The sequence below is a fragment of the Endozoicomonas sp. OPT23 genome (assembly GCF_009653635.1).
Classification (GTDB): Bacteria; Pseudomonadota; Gammaproteobacteria; order Pseudomonadales; family Endozoicomonadaceae; genus Endozoicomonas_A.
In genome coordinates this window covers 113947-132441 of the sequence record NZ_PPFD01000001.1, presented here as the reverse complement: position 1 = coordinate 132441, position 18495 = coordinate 113947, and the positions used below count along the sequence as shown (strand labels likewise).

General features: G+C 48.0%; 12 protein-coding genes. 11 read left to right on the top strand and 1 reads right to left on the bottom strand.

The genetic code is table 11. From position 1 onward, the window contains the following. Positions 1-209: 209 nt before the first annotated feature. The gene (locus tag EOPP23_RS00515; RefSeq protein ID WP_153764023.1) at positions 210-2306 is read left to right on the top strand and encodes a bifunctional 2',3'-cyclic-nucleotide 2'-phosphodiesterase/3'-nucleotidase; all 2097 of its coding nucleotides are present in this window, start codon (positions 210-212) and stop codon (positions 2304-2306) included. Between the two features lie 89 nt (positions 2307-2395). Here EOPP23_RS00515 and EOPP23_RS00510 read toward each other — a convergent pair whose 3' ends face one another. Then, complete coding sequence (locus EOPP23_RS00510; protein WP_153764022.1) at positions 2396-3595, bottom strand: NnrS family protein; 1200 nt, start codon at positions 3593-3595, stop codon at positions 2396-2398. A 502-nt stretch (positions 3596-4097) separates the two neighbouring features. Here EOPP23_RS00510 and EOPP23_RS00505 point away from each other — a divergent pair. The 10 genes from EOPP23_RS00505 to EOPP23_RS00460 all read left to right on the top strand — a co-directional run bounded on the left by EOPP23_RS00505 (position 4098) and on the right by EOPP23_RS00460 (position 18357). Continuing rightward, positions 4098-5687 (top strand): isocitrate lyase, encoded by a 1590-nt coding sequence (locus EOPP23_RS00505; protein WP_153764021.1) that lies wholly within the window; start codon positions 4098-4100, stop codon positions 5685-5687. A gap of 983 nt (positions 5688-6670) precedes the next feature. Beyond that, on the top strand, positions 6671-8197 hold the full coding sequence (locus EOPP23_RS00500) for a Re/Si-specific NAD(P)(+) transhydrogenase subunit alpha (RefSeq protein WP_153764020.1): 1527 nt from the start codon (positions 6671-6673) through the stop codon (positions 8195-8197). A gap of 20 nt (positions 8198-8217) precedes the next feature. After that, positions 8218-9630, top strand: a complete 1413-nt coding sequence (gene pntB / locus EOPP23_RS00495; protein WP_153764019.1) for a Re/Si-specific NAD(P)(+) transhydrogenase subunit beta — start codon at positions 8218-8220, stop codon at positions 9628-9630. A gap of 250 nt (positions 9631-9880) precedes the next feature. Beyond that, positions 9881-10477: a hypothetical protein gene (locus tag EOPP23_RS00490; protein WP_153764018.1), complete on the top strand. Its 597-nt coding sequence runs from the start codon at positions 9881-9883 to the stop codon at positions 10475-10477. A gap of 80 nt (positions 10478-10557) precedes the next feature. Further along, positions 10558-12309, top strand: coding sequence for a hypothetical protein (locus EOPP23_RS00485; RefSeq protein WP_153764017.1), 1752 nt, complete (start codon positions 10558-10560; stop codon positions 12307-12309). A 90-nt stretch (positions 12310-12399) separates the two neighbouring features. After that, positions 12400-13191 carry a TetR/AcrR family transcriptional regulator gene (locus EOPP23_RS00480; protein ID WP_153764016.1) on the top strand — a complete coding sequence of 264 codons (792 nt, stop codon included), beginning with the start codon at positions 12400-12402 and terminating at the stop codon, positions 13189-13191. Then, a complete protein-coding gene (locus tag EOPP23_RS00475; protein WP_153764015.1) occupies positions 13157-14272 on the top strand; it encodes a nitronate monooxygenase family protein in 1116 nt (371 codons plus the stop codon). Before EOPP23_RS00480 ends, EOPP23_RS00475 begins: the two co-directional genes overlap by 35 nt. Next, positions 14250-15203, top strand: coding sequence for an enoyl-CoA hydratase/isomerase family protein (locus tag EOPP23_RS00470; RefSeq protein ID WP_194842441.1), 954 nt, complete (start codon positions 14250-14252; stop codon positions 15201-15203). The genes EOPP23_RS00475 and EOPP23_RS00470 overlap by 23 nt, the downstream gene beginning before the upstream one ends. Before the next feature lie 80 nt (positions 15204-15283). Then, positions 15284-16873 (top strand): AMP-binding protein, encoded by a 1590-nt coding sequence (locus EOPP23_RS00465; protein ID WP_153764013.1) that lies wholly within the window; start codon positions 15284-15286, stop codon positions 16871-16873. Positions 16874-16884: 11 nt separating this feature from the next. Further along, a complete protein-coding gene (locus EOPP23_RS00460; protein ID WP_153764012.1) occupies positions 16885-18357 on the top strand; it encodes an acetyl-CoA acetyltransferase in 1473 nt (490 codons plus the stop codon). Positions 18358-18495: the final 138 nt, after the last annotated feature.

The following is an 18495-nucleotide window of genomic DNA, read 5'->3' as shown; positions in this document are numbered from 1 at the left end:
GTCTGTTTTTAGGTATTGATAATTCCCTCTATATGCTTGTTTATTAGCGATATTTACCAAATAAACAACAATTGTCACAACACGTGACTCAGGTCACAAAACAGTCAAAACTATTTCATATAATCCTTCTGCATAAAGATGAAGCATCTGCTTCATACCTACCTTCTTTTGTCCTTGATAGGTGTACATTGAAAAAGACACTGCTTGCTATGTTAGTTGGCTCTGCTGTAGCCATATCTGGTTGCGCGGCTAAAAACGAAGTTGAATCCGGTAACAGTGACAAGGTAACTGCACAGTTAAGGCTGATGGAAACATCAGACATCCATGCCAACGTCATGGACTTTGATTACTACAAGGGCAGAAAAGACAACACTATTGGTCTGGCTCGTGCAGCTGCTGTCGTTGCTACTGCAAAGGGTGAAGTGGCCAACACCGTATTAGTCGACAATGGTGACTTGATTCAGGGTAGCCCGATGGGTGACTACATTGCCGCTGAATACAAAAAGGGCAATAAGTTCGATACCCACCCTGTTCACAAAGCCATGAATGAAATGGATTACGTGGTAGGCAATATTGGTAACCACGAGTTCAACTACGGTCTGGACTTTCTAAAGCGTGCTATCGACAACGCTGACTTCCCGTACATCAATGCTAACGTACTCTGCAAAGCAGACTGCTGGGATGATAAGAAAGAAGGCGACAACCTCTTTACGCCTTACATCATCAAAGAGAAAACCATTGTCGACAGCAACGGCGAAGAACAAACCGTTAAGATCGGCTACATTGGTTTTGTACCGCCACAGATTCTTGTTTGGGATAAACAGAACCTGACCGGAAAAGTTTCTGTGATGGGCATTCGTGAATCCGCAGAGAAGTTTGTACCTGAAATGAAAGCCAAGGGTGCGGACATCATTGTAGCGATTCCACACTCCGGTATCGGCAGTTCAGAAAACCCGACTGACACCAGTAAAGAAAATGCCACCTACGCTCTGACCCTGGTTGATGGCATTGATGCCATCATGTTTGGTCACAGCCACTCTGTTTTCCCAAGCAAGACTTTCTCTGGCGATAAGTATGCAGGTCTCGGTATCGATCTGGAAAAAGGTACCATTAACGGTGTTCCAGCAGTTATGCCTGGTCGCTGGGGCGACAATATGGGTCAGATTGATTTCCAGCTGGAACTGAAAGACGGCAACTGGAGTATTGTTTCCGGTACTGCCAAAGCGCGTCCTATCTACACCAAGAACAAGGATCGCAAGAAGATTGAAACCGCTGATGTGACGGCCAACCTGCAGGAAGTCAGCCGTATTCAGAAGCTGGTCAGTGAAGACCATGAAGGTACTCTGAACTATGTGAACCAGCCTATCGGTGAGTCCACTGGCGATATGTTCAGCTTCCTGTCACTGGTTCAGGACGACCCGACTGTACAGATCGTATCCGATGCACAACTGGTCTACATCAACGAAAAGATTCAGGCCATGACCAATACGCCTGAAAACAAGGCTCTGAAAGCACTGCCAGTTCTGTCTGCTGCAGCGCCGTTCAAAGCCGGTGGTCGTCACAGTACTGTTGCTGATGCAGACTCATACGTGCAAGTTGCCAAAGGCCAGCTGACCTACAAAAACGCTGCTGACCTGTACCTCTACCCGAACACTGTCGTAGCTCTGAAAATCAACGGTGTTGAGCTGAAAGACTGGCTGGAATGTTCTGCTAACCAGTTCAATCAGATTAACCCGAACAGCAGCGAACCACAGTCTCTGATCAACTGGAGTGGTCACCGCACCTACAACTTTGATGTTGTTGATGGTGTGACATACAAGATTGATGTAACTCAGCCAAGTAAGTTTGACGGCAGCTGCAAAGTTGTAAACGCTGATGCCAGCCGTATTGTTGATCTGACCTTTGAAGACAACAATGGCAAAGTATTCACTGGCAACAAACTGGCTGAGAAAGAGTTCATTGTAGTGACTAATAACTACCGTGCTTTCAGTGGCAAATTTGCCGGCACCGGTGCTGACCATGTTGTTCTTGAATTGCCTGACATGAACCGTGATGCGCTGGCGGCCTACATCACCAGCGAATCCGCAAACGGTGGCAAGGTCGATCCATCTGCTGACAATAACTGGGACTTCAAGGCCATTGATTCTGCTGCCAAACTGGATGTCCGCTTCCAGACTCAGGACACTGAGCTGGCCAGCAAGTTTATTAACGACTACCAGCAACGCAAGATGACCAAGGTTGGTGATCGTGACGAGTTTGGTTTCGCTAACTACCAGATTGATCTGAAGAGTAACCCAGCCCTGTAAAATAATGGGTTGCGTCTTTAGTCAAAAGAAAGCCCCGCTCTATCTCAGATAGGCGGGGCTTTTTTCATTCTGAGGTCTGATAATAGTATTTAGCCGGGATTACCATCCACTCGTGGCTGGCTCAAAATTGGCAGATATACAATGAAGAAAATACCGTATGCCAGAGACCACAGGCAGATACTGGTCAGCACAAGCGAGTTATAAAGCGAGGGCATAAAAGTAGGAAGCAGTCGTACAACAGCCGCCATAACAATCATCAGAAAAGCAAACTGAATCGGCATCCCTGCATTCAATGGTCGACCAGTATGGCCCAGAGAAACCCGGGAAATCATCGCCAGCACCAAGCCACCAATACCACCAACCGTCATAGCGTGAATCATAATTGTGGGCTCAATCGCCAGACCTGCATAATGCATAGCCATAAACAGAAGACCCAATACAATAAACAGATAAGCAACATGCAACGACCAAAGCAATGGCACAGGAGTTGTTTTCCATCCTTTCCAGCTAACCATCCTCAACAAGTTGGCCACAAAGCTGACTCCTGCCAGAACGGCTACAGCCATTGGCAGCTGATTGTTCAAGCCCGAGAGCATCATCAATACTATCAAAGCGAGAGGAATAATGGCGCAAAGCTCCCGTGGTTTACTGGGTACAGACTTTTCAAAACCCATTTTATTCACGGTAAAAAAAGGTATAACCCTGCCTCCCAGTATTACCATCAGCAAGGCAATCAGATAAACACCGCCATACGCTCCCTGATGGGCAAGGGCATAGTCCTGATTGATCACTCCCCAGTGCATCATGCCGGAGGCCAGCGTCATCAACAGAAGCACAGGTGCAAACACCAGGTTCTTCCACATTTTTTTGCGTAAAACACAGTTGGCCATTAAACCTGCTGTCACCAGTGGAAAGGCGATATCGACAATGCCAGCCAGCCATGGATTTACCGCATCCGGAAACAGCAGCATCACTCTCGCAGCCAGCCAGAGTAAACAGAATGCAGCCAATGGCATACCCTTGATGCTTTTAATACCCGTCCATGTCTGTACAGCAGTCAGAAGAAAACCGGCAATAATTGCCAGAGTAAAACCAAAGATCATCTCATGCATGTGCCACCAGACTATTCCTCCGTAGGGCGTAAACCGGGCGCCATAAAAAAGACTCCCGCCCCACAGCAGTAAAGAAATAACACTGAACAAGGCACCGCCGAGAAAAAAGGGTCTGAAGGCCAGACGAAAAAGCGGAGTCGTAGTTTCCTGCACGGCAGGATCATTAATCTGCATCATTGGGATGACATACTCATTTTTAATGGCGCTATCTAACTCTCATTTCGATTAATCCGCAATCACTCGCGGATAAACGCCCTAACGCTGATTTTTTACCTAAAACAATCTAACAAACATTCACAAACAACATCTCAAAATTGGTTATTACTCCCCCTTAATCACTCAGAGTGATAAAGGGTATTCATCAAAATTGTTAAGGCATAGACGTATTTTAATGACTGACCTTAAAACACAAAAAATATTCTCTCATAACATTGATATATTTAATGTTTTTACAATTCCATACATTAAAAAACGATTCGAAAAACTTACCAGATTCTCACGTAAATCCACGAGTATTCATTCAGTGAATAGCAGAGATAAAAACCACTGGATAGTCACAAAAGTTAACAATTCCATAGAATGCAATCACACGGTTGATGACCAACAAGAAAAACATCAGCCACTGTCAGCACGATTTTCACGAGTGCAACAGGCAACGCAAACCATAAAAGGAATGATCATGTCTACGTACCTGCAAGATATCGACGCGATTGCTACTCTCAAGGCTACTCAGGGTTCTTCCTGGAATGCGATCGATCCTGAATACGCTGCCCGCATGAAGGCTCAGAACAAGTTCAAGACTGGCCTGGACATTGCCCGTTACACGGCCAAAATCATGCGTGAAGACATGGCTCGTTACGACGCTGACACGTCACAGTACACTCAGTCTCTGGGTTGCTGGCACGGTTTCATCGGTCAGCAGAAGATGATCTCCATCAAGAAGCACTTCAACAGTACTGACCGCAAGTACCTCTACTTGTCAGGCTGGATGGTTGCGGCATTGCGTTCCGAGTTCGGTCCTCTGCCGGATCAGTCCATGCATGAGAAAACATCCGTTGCTGCCCTGATTGAAGAACTGTACACCTTCCTGCGTCAGGCTGACGCCCGTGAAATGGGTGGCCTGTTCCGCGATATGGATAAAGCATCCACTCCTGAAGAAAAGAAAAACTTTCAGGATCAAATTAACAACCATCAGACACATATCGTACCGATCATTGCTGATATCGACGCCGGATTTGGTAACGCTGAAGCCACTTACCTGCTGGCCAAGAAGATGATCGAAGCCGGTGCCTGCTGCATCCAGATTGAAAACCAGGTGTCCGACGAGAAGCAGTGTGGCCACCAAGACGGTAAGGTAACTGTTCCGCACGAAGACTTCCTCGCCAAGATCCGCGCAGTTCGTTACGCCTTCCTGGAACTGGGTGTGAACGACGGTGTTATTGTAGCTCGTACCGACTCCCTGGGTGCCGGCCTGACCAAGCAAATTGCTGTTACTAATGAGCCTGGCGATCTGGGCGACCAGTACAACAGCTTCCTCGACGGTGACGTAGTCAGTGGTCCTGAAGACATTGCCAATGGCGACGTAGTGATCAAGGCTAATGGCCAGCTGCTGAAGCCTAAGCGTCTTGCTTCCAATCTGTTCCAGTTCCGTAAAGATACTGGTATTGATCGTGTTGTACTCGACTGCATCACTTCCCTGCAGAACGGTGCCGACCTGCTCTGGATCGAAACCGAGAAGCCTCATGTTGGCCAGATCGCTGAAATGGTTAACAAGATTCGTGAAACCTGCCCGAATGCCAAGCTGGTATACAACAACAGTCCATCATTCAACTGGACTCTGAACTTCCGTCAGCAGGTATTCGATGCCTGGACTGAAGAAGGTAAAGACGTTTCTGCTTACGACCGTAACAGCCTGATGTCTGCAGAGTACGACCAGACTGATCTGTCTGTAGAAGCTGATCGTCGTATCCAGAGCTTCCAGACAGATGCAGCTCGTGAAGCAGGTATCTTCCATCACCTGATCACGCTGCCGACTTACCACACTGCTGCACTGTCCACTGACAATCTGGCGAAAGAGTACTTCGGTGAGCAGGGCATGCTGGGCTACGTGGCTGGTGTACAGCGCAAGGAAATCCGTCAGGGTATCGCCTGCGTTAAGCACCAGAACATGGCCGGTTCCGATATGGGCGACGACCACAAGGAATACTTCTCTGGTGATGCGGCGCTGAAAGCATCGGGTGAAGATAACACCATGAATCAGTTTGGCTGATAACTGGAAAGCTCGATAAATCAAAAGGACTGTGAAGGAAACTTCCAGTCCTTTTTTACTGCCTGCTTTTTCTAAGGAGCTGTTCAACAACTATCATTCAAGCAACCTATCAGCACTATAGGTATTAACAATTCTGCGCAAGATACACGCTGAGATAAGATTACTACTAACAGTTTTCACCCGAAGGCAGTGACCAAGCTCGCTCCCACAAACACGTTACGCAAAAATTCCGGCTATTGCTTAAACTGTTTGCAGGTTTGAAGTCGTATTTGTGAAAAACAAGAAACATTTTATACCAAAGAATAACAATAAGACTCGCAAAGAGAAAAAATAGAAAACATATTTATTCTCAAAAAAAGCATAAAACATCAGTATCAATATTTACACCATGTTCAATGCTGACACCATTAGTTAAGCCTTGTTCAGAATTGCAAAGGGTTACGGCCTTACCAGTCAATTTCTACCGGCATGTACTCCATACTGCCTAGGTAGTTAATTACCCTTTTAACGTAAAATCACATAGTATGTGCGCTTTGTGAATGAAATTCGACTTTAGTCGACTTTCCAAGGCCAAGCCATCAGCAATGAGCTTCATCCCTCATTGCTGTAGAGCTGCTGGGCTAAATGGCGAAATCATACCATTAGCTGACAACAGCATTCTCAATACCAGATGCAGAATAAGGCCCGAATGACAGTGTCCTGCTCACTGCCTGCTGAAGTATCGACTGATCGTCGAAGCCGGTTCTGATCAGGGCATTTAGCAATCAACCCGTTAACGATCAATTCGTTAAGTGTATAGACAGCAGAATCGAATATTAGCTAGTCACTTTCCCGCCAGTGGCGGGAAAGTGACATATGATTTCGAGTGTCTGGATACACTGCAACGGGTTTGAATGGACTTATAGAAAGACTGCACCTGACTACTGCATACAAGACAGTGGGCATTCAGGAAAGGTTTGTTACTTAACCATTAGGTGACCGATATGCGGATAGGGATCCCTGGAGAAATCCAGGCCAACGAAAACCGGGTGGCCGCCACACCAGATACGGTTGGCAAGCTGCAAAAGCTCGGCTATGACGTTGTCATTGAAAGTGGAGCCGGTGAAAAAGCCAGCTTTGGTGACGCGGCATTTGCTGAAGCTGGTGCTCAAATTGGAAACAAGACTGATGTCTGGTCTTCCGATATTGTATTGAAAGTGAACCCGCCAACAGACGAAGAAATCGCTCTGTTGAAAGACGGCGCTTCTCTTGCAAGTTTCATCTGGCCTGGTCAAGACCAGGAACTGATGGAAAAACTCAGCCAGCGCAACATCAACGTACTGGCTCTGGACAGCGTGCCACGTCTGTCCCGTTCACAGTCTCTGGATGCTTTGAGCTCCATGGCCAACATCGGTGGTTACCGTGCGGTTGTTGAAGCATCTCACCAGTTTGGCCGCTTCTTTAATGGCCAGATTACTGCCGCTGGTAAAATTCCACCAGCCAAGGTGATGGTTATCGGTGCCGGTGTTGCAGGTCTTGCTGCGCTGGGTGCTGCCGGTTCCATGGGTGCCATTGTTCGTGCTTTCGATACCCGTCCTGAAGTTAAGGAACAGGTAGAAAGTATGGGTGCCGAGTTCCTGGAGCTGGACTACGAAGAAGAGCAGGACTCTTCCGATGGTTACGCCAAGGAAATGAGCCAGGCCTTTATCGATGCTGAAATGGCACTGTTCATGGAACAGGCTAAAGAAGTCGACATCATCATCACCACAGCATTGATCCCTGGTCGTCCAGCACCAAAACTGATTCTGGAAGACATGGTTAAAGCCATGAAACCGGGCTCTGTTATTGTCGATCTTGCTGCTCAGACCGGTGGTAACTGTGACTGCACAGAGAAGGACAAGGTTGTTGTGAAACACGGTGTAACCGTGATTGGCTACACCGACCTGCCAAGTCGTCTGCCGAATCAGTCGTCACAGCTGTACGGCACCAACCTGGTGAACATGCTGAAGCTGATGACACCGGAAAAAGACGGTGAACTGGTCATCGACTTCGAAGACGAAGTAGTTCGCGGCCTGACTGTTGTTAAGGGCGGTGAAATCACCTGGCCTGCACCACCGGTTAAGGTCAGTGCTGCGCCTGCGGCCAAGCCTGCGCCAGTAATAGAACCGAAAGAAGAAAAGCCAGCTAAGCCCTGGGTGAAACCAGCCATGATGGCTTTTGGTGCCTGCCTGTTTGGCTGGATTGCCAACTCTGCTCCAGCAGCGTTTCTTGAACATTTCACCGTCTTCGTATTGTCGTCCATCGTCGGCTACTACGTGATCTGGAATGTGAAGTCTGCACTGCACACACCTCTGATGAGTGTGACCAACGCTATCTCCGGCATCATCGTTGTCGGTGCCCTGATGCAAATGGGCAGTGATAACAACATTATTCTGGCGTTGTCGGGCATAGCCCTGATGGTAGCCATGATCAATATTGTCGGTGGCTTCGCTGTAACCCAGCGGATGCTGAAGATGTTCATTCGGGATTAAGGGCGCGAGGAGTTACAGGAATGTCACAAGGATTATTAGTATCCGCTTACCTGATATCAGCGCTGCTGTTTGTCATGAGTCTCGCGGGGCTGAGCCGTCAGGAATCAGCCAAAACCGGTAGTTTGTACGGCATGGTGGGTATGGCAGTCGCCGTACTGGCCACTCTCGGACATGCTGCTACTGAAGGCCTCACACTGATCACCCTGCTGATGATGGCAGGCGCAGCAATCGGTCTGTATCTGGCAAAGAAAGTCGAGATGACTGAAATGCCTCAGCTGGTCGCCATTCTTAATGGTTTTGGTGGTCTGGCTGCCGTATTGATCGGTTTCTCCAGTGCGATTGAAGCCATCAACCTGCGAGCTGCTCCAATCGTAGGCAAGTTCATCGTAGAACTGTCGCCTACTGAGCAGCTGATTCACAGCATCGAGATCTTCATCGGCATCATCATTGGTGCGATCACTTTCTCCGGTTCTGTTGTTGCTTGCCTGAAACTGAACGGCTCTATTAACAGTCGTCCAGCCTCTCTACCAGGCGGCCACTGGGCAAACCTTGCCGTTATTGCTGCTGCCATTCTGATGGGCGTGGTATACGTGCAACAGGACAGCATTCTGGCTCTGGTTGTAATGACCGCTCTGGCCTTTGTGTTCGGTATCACTCTGGTTATGGGCATCGGTGGTGCCGACATGCCAGTGGTTGTATCCATGCTGAACGCTTACTCAGGTATCGCGGCTGCAGCTACCGGTTTCATGCTGGGTAACAACCTGCTGATCATCACTGGTGCCATGGTGGGTTCTTCCGGTGCGATTCTGTCTTACCTGATGTGTGCGGCCATGAACCGCTCCTTTATCTCTGTAATCCTGGGTGGTTTCGGTACTGAAAGCGGTACCGTTGTTTCTGATGGTGAACAGGGTGAGCATGTTGAAATCAACGTGGAAGATACCGCCGAGCTGCTGAAAAACGCTTCCAGCGTTATCATCACGCCGGGATACGGTATGGCTGTTGCTCAGGCTCAGCACCCTCTGCGTGAACTGGTGAATAAGCTGCGAGCCCAGAACATCAAGGTTCGCTTTGGTATTCACCCGGTTGCTGGTCGTCTGCCAGGTCATATGAACGTGCTGCTGGCTGAAGCCAAAGTGCCTTATGACATCGTAGAAGAGATGGATGAACTGAACGACGATTTCACTGAAACTGACGTTGTTCTGGTTATCGGTGCCAACGACACAGTGAACCCGGCTGCTTCTGAAGATCCAGGCTCGCCAATCGCTGGCATGCCGGTTCTGAAAGTATGGGAAGCTGCACGAGTAGTTGTGTTCAAGCGTTCCATGGCTACCGGCTATGCTGGTGTTCAAAACCCGCTGTTCTTCAAAGAGAATGCCCGCATGCTCTTTGGTGATGCACACGACACTGTTGAAGGTATTCTGAAGCAGTTCTAAGAGAAGTTTCTCTCTTACTCAAAAAAGCCAGCGCCCATGCTGGCTTTTTTTTACCTTATTTTTATACACCCTCTCCTCTTCCGGGACAGTAAAACAGCTCACCAACTCCAAGGTATTGGTACTTATTACTTGTTGTTAATACCTGAATGATGACTAGGCTTGTCATGTAACTGCATTAACCCACCGCTGTTCTCAACAGCTTCTCATTCAGCAATTCAAACTCAACACTATGTTTCATTCAGAAAAGCTGTTGAAAACCGTCCTTACATCAAAAAGCATTCCTTTTTCGGAACTGGGCAATAAGAAAACAGAGCACAACCTGTTTATCATCAATCAGGAAAAAATAAATATCTGCCTGACTGTCAGAGAACTTCAACGGGTAACTGTCAGCTCAGAAGAGAATGAACATCTTGCTAATAGTACCGTTCAAAATCTCAATGCAGACTCTGAAAAAATTGCTGAAGCGTGGCGTTCTGTCACTGCACAATACAGGCAGGAAGGGCTTTTCGGGCTGCCCTGCATCCTGCTTTATTATCTGTATGATCCGCAGGACAGTGATCTCACCATGCAGGATATGAATGCCTATAATTCAAGCTCATCACACCTTCTTGTTCAAAACGATGACACCGTTGTATGGGCGTCATCCGAACAGGAAATATACGACGACGACAACTTGGCTTTTATCAGTGCAGAAGGGTTTCTGGAAGACAAAGGCGACATCCTGTTTTTTCATAACTGCAATGCCCTTCAGCCTATTGTCAAAAGTCCGTTCTGCAAAAAATTCTCTACTCATTTCTTCCGAACAGACACGATTGACGGAAGCGTTTGGCGCAAAGTCATAATCTAAGCTTCATGAATAGATTTTTTGAAACACTTTGAAATTGAACTACTTTAAGGCTCTATTAGTTTCCCTGTCAGGAGCTACAAGTGCTGAACATAAGTCACAAGAATGGCTTCAATCTGGTTCGAATACTCAAGGTCATTCTTTTTTTTATACCAACTGCTTACGGCCAACTCTCTGAGCTGCCTCTCGATGCAACTAGTTCATTTTCAACATTTCTACAACCTGACAAGGATGTGTCAACAACGCAACTGGAGTGGTTGTCTACCGCCTCACTAGGCACTTACTCATCTTTAAGTGCTGACGATGCAACAGGCATGCTGAAGTTATCAATCGAGGCATCCAGTAACTGCTTTGAAACAACTCCGCAAAAAATAGCCTGCTACCAGTCGGGCTCTATTACAAGCACCTCTGTATCTATCGATAGTATTCAGACCAGTTATCAGCTCAACCTTCAGGGTTCTGAAGAACAACCATGGATTCTTCACATTCAAACAGATTCCTCTGCCACACCGGTGTATATGGTTAAATTCGGAGCAGAAGACACAATATCGCTTACTCCCGAGCTGTCATTACCTGACTTGCTTACTTTGGTCGATCCGACTCTGGCAGAGCTATTAGAAAAAATTCGTAAATCTGGCAACCCAGCCATGCAAAAGCGCTGGCAAAACCAACTTTCAAAATGGCAGGATGAAGAGAAGGATCTCATGCTCAGTCTTCTTGTTAAAAAGAAGAAATCCGGAGAGTTTTACAGCAAAATCAGCACATTCGACACTCCTCCTGAAAACACTGTAAAACAACACCTGACTTCAGAGCTAGCACACAGACACAGCTATATGGAAGATAGTCAGGAGGGCGAGCCTGATAAAGATGAACATTCAAAAACACTGACCAGCATTAAACTGAAAGCAGACCTCTCTTTAAACAACCTCATGATTCTCTATATCCCAGACCGCACCAAAAGCAGTGAAGTGGCAGAAGGTGGCCTTACGGATGATGGCGGTGAGAAAAGCACATCAACCAACGACGAAAGTACACCCAGCCAAGGCAAACCGTCTGTTAGCGAAAATCAGAATTCCTATGCAGAAATACAGCAGCATTCATCATGGAGTACTTTATCGACCTGGGTCAGCAGTGCAGCCAGTTGCCTTATGGACCCCAAAAAATGTTCATGGCTACCAAACAGTCAGCATGAAACCTCTGTACAACAGCTTTCATCAAATCCATTTTCAGATCATCCGCTGGAATCGCTGGATGCATACGAGCCCGTAGGAGCAAGTCCGAAACCAGAGGTGCCTCCGGTAAACCAAAAGACCTCTCCTGTAACAGCTCTTTCCCTACCGCTACCACCTTCTGATCCAGACCTTTATTACACCCATTGCCCTGAGAGAAATCCCGAGCAACCTCTAAATGGTTGCTGGACTACTTATGATCCAGAAACAAAAGAGCCTGTAAGCAAGGTAGCCATTGAGTGTAATAACGAGCGCTGTCGTGCATGGGTTGGCAAAATATTGAGAGATCAGGATCGCGGAACATGCACCAGCTGCGCCAGATATCTTGGCAGAGAACCTGATACGGAGGGACTGATTGTAGCTGGTAACTTAAAACCTGATGCAAAGAAACCGGGAGTTGCTACCGGAACACTTTTAAGCTCTTCCTCTAACCCGATGTATATAGGGTTCTATAGCTCAAACTGGAAAGTAGTCGGCAATACTCTGAAGCTTTATGCCTACTGGGGTTTTATGGGACAAGAAAGAATATGGACACGTTCTGATGATCAAAAATCCCCGATACTTCGATGCAGGCTGGAAGATAAAGATGCAGAAAAATTCAGATAATGATCTCAGGAATCATAAAATTATAATTGCATTCTATTTTTAGAAAGGTATTCTAAGTATCGAAATTAATGATACTTATCGGATACTCCAATGAGCTTGAGAGAGAAAGGCAAAGCCCGCAGAAAACAGCAGATCATTGATGCTGTTGTCAGCATTCTCTGTGATGAAGGCTTTGCCGCACTCTCAACGTCAAAGATTGCTGAACGCGCTGAAGTCAGTGTCGCAACACTCTATAACCTGATGGGTTCAATCGACAGTATTCTCGACGTGATGGTTGAGCAGCTCTCTAATGAATTTAAATCGGCTTTCAAACCGATTACCGAGTCTCAGGACCCCATTGCCATTATTGAAGCAGTCAGTGACTCAGCCTATGAGTTCCTTAATCAGGACATCGCAAAGTATCAGGCTATTCTGAAAGCCGTATTCCAGATCAATATTTCCCGTGACCACTCAGCACCTGTTTTTCTGACGGCTAATAACAATCGAACCCTTTTTGTCAGCGCCATTAATCAGCTGCAAGACTCTGGACGTATGTTGCCAGACATCAGCGCGCAACTGCTTTCACAACAGATGCTGGTTACCCAGATATTCCTGCTGCAGAACTGGTCGGCCGGCGTTATTGACCTGGAACGTTACTGCGACACCAGCAAATTCCATTTCCTGTTGCTGATCAAAGCCTGGGCTGCACCAGAGCTGGCCAGCGAGCTGGAAACCAGAATTCTTGAGATTCAAAGCCGTATAGAAGCTCTTGATGCGCTTAAGCGCAAACCTCAATCAAGCAACGCCTCGGATTCAAATGATGGCGGATCGCTGAAAACAACAAGAATAGAAAAAGAGGTAATCTCCCATGAAAACCGATCTCTGCAAGAAACTGGGTCTTGATGCTCCTATCTTTGCTTTCACTCACTGCCGTGACGTTGTTGTAGAAGTCAGCAAGGCTGGCGGCATTGGCGTACTGGGTGCCGCTGGTTTTACTCCGGAACAGCTAAAGCTGGAACTAGACTGGATTCAGGACAAGATTGGCGACAAGCCTTTTGGTATCGACGTCATCATGCCTACCAGCTATGTCGGTGACGATGTGCCCGATCTGGAAGCAATGATTCCGGAAGAGCATAAAGCCTGGGTTGAAACCGTACTGCAGAAATACGACATTCCAGCACTGCCAGACAATTATCAGCGCAGTGGTCATGAAGGTGCCAGTGGTTCAGAGATTGGCTGGACACACAAAATCTGTCGTGAGCTTTTAGAGATCGCATTCCAGTACCCGGGCCTTAAAGTCATGGTGAATGCGCTGGGAACACCACCTCAGGACCTTCTCGATATCTGTAAGGAAAAAAACATTCTGGTAGGCGCTCTGGCGGGTCGTGTTAAACACGCCATTGCCCACAAGAAAGGCGGTCTCGACTTTATTATTGCTCAGGGTCACGAAGCTGGCGGTCATACCGGTGAAGTAACCACCATGGTTCTGGTTCCTCAGGTGGTTGATGCGGTTTATCCAACGCCGGTTCTGGCGGCAGGTGGTATTGCCAGTGGCCGTCAGATGGCTGCAGCCATGGCTCTGGGCGCGGAAGGCGTATGGTGTGGCTCCGTATGGCTGACCTCTCCTGAATCGGAAGTGGATGATGTGCCAAGGCAGAAATTGATTGATGCCACCAGCGAAGACACCGTTCGTTCGAAGATGCTTTCCGGCAAACCCGCTCGAGTGTTGAAGTCCAAGTGGACAGAAGAGTGGGTCAGCGAAGAATGTCCTGGTACTTTGCCTATGCCTCTGCAGGGCATGATTGTCGCTGATGCCAACACCCGTATCGCACGTTCAAAAAACAAGGAACTGGCTTTCTACCCGACAGGTCAGGTGGTCGGCATGATGAACGATGAGAAAGGCTGCAAAACCATCATGTTCGATATGCTGAATGAATATCTTGAGTCACTGGACCGTCTCAATGGCCTGCTGGAAGAAGTCTGATTTTGATGCCGGTCGGGCACCTCGTTGCCTGACCTCGTTTCAAATAAGGACTGACCATGCAGTTCAAAACAGTACGACTCAAGAAAACATCAATAAGAATAATAACAATACGGAAAGCCTCTCTATGTCAGCGATAGAGTTTAAAAAAGAAGGGCATATTGCCTGGATTACCATCAATCGTCCCAAAGCTAAAAACACGCTCAATGCCGAAGCCTTTGTCCTGCTCAACGAATGCTGGGACAAGGTGCGTAATGACGACGATATCCGTGTAGCTATTCTCACCGCCGAAGGTGAAGAAGACTTCTGCTGTGGCGGTGACCTTGCCGGTGTTATTCCACTGTGGACCGGTGCCAAACAGCCAGAAAACGACATCGAACGTAAGCTGCTCGACGATCCCCAAACCGTTAACAAGGTTATGCTTAAGGTTGAGCCTCTCTACAAACCCATTATCTCTGCGATCAATGGACGGGCTCTCGGCGGTGGCTGTGAAATCCTACAGGCAACTGATATCCGCCTGGCTTCAGAAAACGCCAGCTTTGGCCTGCCAGAACCCAAGCGCGGCATCGTGCCTGGCGGTGGTTCAATGGTACGGCTGGTTCGCCAGTTGCCTTACGCCCACGCCATGAAGATTCTGCTGACTGGCGAGGCCATTGATGCCAATACGGCTCAGAAAATCGGGCTGATCAGTGAAGTGGTTCCTGCTGCCAACCTGAAACAAAGAGCGAAAGAGCTGGCTGAGCAGGTGGCGAAGAATGCACCTCTGGCACTGCAAGCTATCAAACGTACGGCTCTGGACAGCTATACCGAAAACTGGAATGACGCCTTCCAAAAAGAAGCTGACGAATCCGCTGTGGTAATGATGAGCAAGGATGCCCGAGAAGGCACCAAGGCCTTTACCGAAAAGCGTCAGCCAGAATTTACGGCTGCGTAAACAGACTCTTATACAGAAGAACTGTTTTCTCATTATGTGAGGAGGTAGTTCAAACAATAAAAAGAATAACGAGTTAAATCATGTCACAAAGTATTTTCGAAGCCGCACTGGCTCGCGCTGCGGAAGGTATGGAAATCGCCGTAGTTGCTGAAATGGACCCAACCCGAGCTGCTGTTTACAGTGAATTTGGCGACCTTACCTTTGAACAACTGAACAACAAGATAAACCAGCTCTGCCACAAGCTGCGCTCTATTGGCCTGAAAGAGGGGGATCCTCTGGCTCTCTGCTGCACCAACCGCCCTGAGTTTGTCATTGTTGCCATGGCATCCAACCGGATTGGTGCACGACTGACGCCGGTTAACTGGCATCTGGCTGCTGATGAGATCAGTTATATCGTTAAAGACTGTGAAGCCAAGGCCTTCTTTGCTGATGCTCAGGTTGGCAACAAGGTTGCCGGCGCCCTTGAAGACAATCAGAACCTTGCCCTAAGCGTATCCATCGGTGGTGACATCGAAGGCTTTGAAGCATGGAACAATGCTCTGGAAGGCCAGTCTGAAGCTAACCCTGAGAATCCGGTACGTGGTACCAAAATGCTTTACACCTCAGGTACATCAGGTCGTCCAAAAGGTGTTCTGAGACACGAACCGGATGCTGCCAAAGCCGCGCAGATGGGCGTTGGTATGACCATGATGTTCCAATACCAGCCTGAAACCGGTAAGGATAAGGCTCTGGTAACGGGTCCGCTTTATCATGCAGGGCCTTTCTACCTCTGTATGAACACGCCACTGTTTGCTGGTATCAGCATCGTCATTATGAACAAGTGGGAGCCGGAGGAAACTCTGAAGATTGTAGAAGAACACAAGATCACTCACTCCTTCTTCGTGCCATCCATGTTCGTACGACTACTGCAGCTGGATGACAGCGTTCGCAACAAATACAACCTGTCTACTCTGCGCTTTGTGATTCACGGTGCGGCGCCCTGCTCCATCGATACCAAGAAAGCCATGATGGACTGGTTCGGCCCCATCATCTGGGAACTGTTCTCCAGCACCGAAGGCAACGGAACCTTTGTAAGCCCGCAGGAATGGCTCGCTAAGCCTGGCACTGTTGGCAAACCTTCAGACCCTTCCCAGATCAAAATCTTTGACGACGAAGGCAACGAAGTGCCTGCCGGAGAGTCAGGCAGAGTATTCCTGAAAAATCAGGAAGACAGCCGCTTCGAGTATTACAAGGACGAAGAAAAGACCAAGAGCATTCAGTTCAATGGTTATTTCACAGCCGGTGATCTTGGTCACATCGACGAAGATGGCTACCTTTTTCTCACAGGTCGCAGCGCTGAAGTCATCATCTCCGGTGGCGTAAATATCTATCCACAGGAAATAGACGACGTTATCGCACTGCATCCAGCTGTAGCTGATGTTGCCTGTGTCGGGGTTCCTTCAGAAGAGTGGGGCGAAGCAGTAAAAGCTGTCGTTCAGCTGAAACCGGAAGTGGATGCAACCGATGAACTGGGCAAAGAACTGATCAGTTTTGCCAGTGAAAAGATTGCCCGCCAGAAATTGCCTAAAGGCGTCGACTTTATCGGGATGCTGCCACGTTCTGCTGCCGGTAAGGTTCAACGCCGTCAGTTACGAGATACCTATTGGGAAGGCAGAGACAGGAAGATTTGAGGATCTCAGCAATGAAAGAACTAGACCCAAATACACCGGTACTGGTCGGTGTCGGTGTCATCGACCAGAGAACGGACAGCCCTGCGGAAGCAAAAGAAGCATGGCAATTGATGGCAGATGCTGTGACTGCATCTGCCAAAGATGCCGGAGCAGAATCTCTACTGGCTGATATTGACCTGATCTCTGTGCCTCAGGGTATGTGGCAATACACAGACCCGGCCCGTCTGGTAGCCGACAGTGTGGGTGCAGCAAAGGCGACCACTGTCTTTGCCGAGATTGGCATTCTACAGCAAACGATCATGGGCGATGCCTGTGAACGTATCAGTAAAGGTGAAATTGATGTTGCTGTTGTGACTGGCGGTGAAGCCAAATACCGTGAGCTGATGGCAAAAATCACTAAGACTGAGATCAACAACACCCAGCAACAGACGACGCCGGATGTCACCTTTAAGCCGGATGCAGAGCTCTGGTTAAAAGAAGAGTCCAATGCCGGTTTGGCAATGCCTGTTGGTTTTTACGCCGTCATGGAAAGTGCTTTTCGACACAGCAAAGGCCTTTCCATAGAAGAACATAGAGACCGTCTGGCAAAAATGTACAGCCGTTTCAGCGACATTGCTGCTGATAATCCTTATGCCTGGAAACCCATGCATGTGGATACGGATTACATCAAGGAAGCATCAGAAAAGAACCCGATGCTGGCTTTTCCTTACACCAAGTTGCACAACACTTCATGGAATGTGGATCAGGCAGGAGCGCTGCTGTTCACGTCAGTAGCAAAAGCTAAAGCTCTGGGTATTCCTGAAGAGAAATGGGTATTCCCTGTCGCCAGTACCGAGTCCAATGCCATGAACTGCGTATCACAACGCAAGGAGTTGCATCGTTTACCCGGAGCGAGGCTTTGTGGTGAAAAAGCTTTGGAGCATGCCGGCATCAAGGCCGAAGATGTCGGACTGCTGGACCTCTATAGCTGCTTCCCCATTGCCGTAGAAGCCTATGCTAACGAGTTGGGTCTCGACCTTAATCGAGACCTTACCATTACCGGTGGTATGCCGTTTGCCGGTGGGCCGCTGAATAACTACGTGATTCAGTCAACTTGTCGTATGGTTCAACTGCTGAGAAACGGTTCAGACGAGTATGCGCTGGTATCTTCCGTTTCCGGCATGATGACCAAGCAGGCTTATGGTCTCTGGGCCAGAAAACCTTCTGAAAAAGGGTTTGCCAATATTGACGTGTCCAGCGACGTTAAAGCAGAGGTTTCCCCTGTTGAACTGGATTGTACTTATAAAGGTGAAGGCGTTATTGCAGGTTATACCGTTCTTTACAAAGGCGTAGAGAAGAGCAGAGCTATTGCTGTCATCGACCAGCCTGATGGTAAACGGTCCGTTTGCTTTAACGAGTCCGCTGATGTGATGACTCAAATGGAGCAGCAAGAATTTTGTGGTCAGAAGGTAGCTGTTTCAGCTACTCAGTTCAGTCTGATCTAATTAACGATGCTCTCTTGATTCCTGCCAAATGCGGCCTGTTGTAAACCCAACAGGCCACTTTCATTACAATACAGGTTTTGTTTAACATCACTCATCCGTAGCTGTTAAAGTCCTCGCGCAATCTTCCCAATAGCGATT

Bases quoted from the DNA above. Each gene is read 5' to 3' on its own strand.
- EOPP23_RS00465 (WP_153764013.1), top strand. From the start codon at position 15,284: ATGTCACAAAGTATTTTCGAAGCCGCACTGGCTCGCGCTGCGGAAGGT.
- EOPP23_RS00510 (WP_153764022.1), bottom strand. From the start codon at position 3,595: ATGATGCAGATTAATGATCCTGCCGTGCAGGAAACTACGACTCCGCTT.
- EOPP23_RS00515 (WP_153764023.1), top strand. From the start codon at position 210: ATGTTAGTTGGCTCTGCTGTAGCCATATCTGGTTGCGCGGCTAAAAAC.
- EOPP23_RS00480 (WP_153764016.1), top strand. From the start codon at position 12,400: ATGAGCTTGAGAGAGAAAGGCAAAGCCCGCAGAAAACAGCAGATCATT.
- pntB (WP_153764019.1), top strand. From the start codon at position 8,218: ATGTCACAAGGATTATTAGTATCCGCTTACCTGATATCAGCGCTGCTG.
- EOPP23_RS00505 (WP_153764021.1), top strand. From the start codon at position 4,098: ATGTCTACGTACCTGCAAGATATCGACGCGATTGCTACTCTCAAGGCT.
- EOPP23_RS00500 (WP_153764020.1), top strand. From the start codon at position 6,671: ATGCGGATAGGGATCCCTGGAGAAATCCAGGCCAACGAAAACCGGGTG.
- EOPP23_RS00460 (WP_153764012.1), top strand. From the start codon at position 16,885: ATGAAAGAACTAGACCCAAATACACCGGTACTGGTCGGTGTCGGTGTC.
- EOPP23_RS00470 (WP_194842441.1), top strand. From the start codon at position 14,250: ATGGCCTGCTGGAAGAAGTCTGATTTTGATGCCGGTCGGGCACCTCGT.
- EOPP23_RS00475 (WP_153764015.1), top strand. From the start codon at position 13,157: ATGAAAACCGATCTCTGCAAGAAACTGGGTCTTGATGCTCCTATCTTT.